The 1,655-nt window shown below is 66.8% G+C and carries 2 protein-coding genes; both read right to left on the bottom strand.

Annotated features, from left to right (window positions below):
* On the bottom strand, positions 1–622 hold a 622-nt coding region (locus HC022_RS26070), incomplete at its 3' end, for a DMT family transporter (protein WP_167454313.1).
* A 193-nt stretch (positions 623–815) separates the two neighbouring features.
* Positions 816–1,655: glutamine-hydrolyzing GMP synthase (guaA, locus tag HC022_RS26065; RefSeq protein ID WP_167454312.1), on the bottom strand; the 840-nt coding region annotated here is incomplete at its 5' end.

The raw sequence follows: 1,655 nt of genomic DNA, 5'->3' as shown, positions 1-1,655 counted from the left end.
AGCTCGTCGCCGCGGGGAAGGCGATGTCGCCGTCGATGCTTGCGCAGACGAGGCCGAAGACGGATTGCATGACGGTGAGCCAGAACAGGATGCAGACGGTGGTCTCGGTCCGGGTGAGCCGGCGCGTGGTCACCGCCGAGCCCGCGAAGCCGATGGCGGCCAGCGCTGCGGCGATGAGGCCCGGGTTGATGGTTTCGGGGCTGGGGCGCGCCACCACGAGGATGCCGACGAAGCCCAGCACCGCGGCCAGCGCCCGCGTCGGCGTCAGCTTCTCGCCCAGCACGAAGGGCGACAGCACGATGACCCAGAGCGGCGAAGTGAACTCGAGCGCGAAGACCTGCGCGATCGGAATGGCGGCGACGGCGAAGAACCACAGGTTCTGACCGGCGAAATGGCACAGGTTGCGCGCCAGGTGCAGCCCGAGCCGGCGCCTGGTGACCTGCCCGGTCTGGCCGGTGGCGATCAGCAGCGTGACCACGATCACCACGCCGATCAGCGAGCGGTAGAGCATGATCTCGAACGTATCGAGGTCGAGGCTGACCTCGCGCCCTGCGACCGCCATGGTGGTGAACGACACGATGGCCCCGGACATCCAGAGCACGGCCTTGAGGGTCTGGCTCATGCGATACGGCTCCCGTGGGCGGGGCGGATCGGACGGATCTGGGGCATGGGGGACTCCTCGGCGTTGTCCTGACCGCCAGACCGGCCGGAGCGGCGCGACTTTGCGTCGGAAGGCGCCAAAGCACAAGCCCCGCACCATGGGTGCGGGGCCGAATTCATTCGATTGTATGCAAACGGTCTCGGGCGACCGGGGATCACTCGAGCTCGATGGTCCCCGGCGGCTTCGAGGTGCAGTCGTAGAAGACGCGATTGATGCCCTTCACTTCGTTGATGATCCGGGTCGAGGTCTCGCCCAGGAACTCGTGGGTGAACGGGTAGTAATCCGCCGTCATGCCGTCGACCGAGGTCACCGCACGCAGCGCCAGCGCGTAGTCGTAGGTGCGGCCGTCGCCCATCACGCCCACGGTGCGCATCGGCAGGATCGCCGCGAAGGCCTGCCAGATCTCGTCGTAGAGCCCGTGCTTGCGTATCTGGTCGATGTAGACCGCATCCGCCTTGCGCAGGATCTCGAGCTTGTCGCGGGTGATCTCGCCGGGGCAGCGGATCGCGAGACCCGGCCCGGGGAACGGATGGCGGCCGATGAAGCTCGCGGGCAGGCCGAGCTCGTGACCCAGCGCGCGGACTTCGTCCTTGAAGAGCTCGCGCAGCGGCTCGACCAGCTTGAGGCCCATCTTCTCGGGCAGGCCGCCCACGTTGTGGTGCGACTTGATGGTGACCGAGGGGCCGCCGGAGAAGCTGACGCTCTCGATCACGTCCGGGTAGAGAGTGCCCTGCGCGAGGAACTCGGCACCTTCGATCTGGTCGGCGTATTTCTGGAACACGTCGATGAAGAGCTTGCCGATGGTCTTGCGCTTCGTCTCGGGGTCCGAGACGCCTTCGAGCGCGCCAAGGAAGAGGTCGGACTCGTCGGCGTGGATGAGGTTCAGGTTGTAGTTGTCGCGGAACATCGACACCACCTGCTCGGCCTCGTTCAGGCGCAGCAGGCCGTGGTCGACGAAGACGCAGGTCAGCTGGTCGCCGATGGCCTCGTGCAG

Source organism: Salipiger sp. HF18, from assembly GCF_011806505.1.
In the GTDB taxonomy this organism is placed as follows: domain Bacteria; phylum Pseudomonadota; class Alphaproteobacteria; order Rhodobacterales; family Rhodobacteraceae; genus Salipiger; species Salipiger thiooxidans.
Note: the sequence above shows the minus strand (reverse complement) of the source record. Positions and strands in the feature narration are given on the sequence as shown.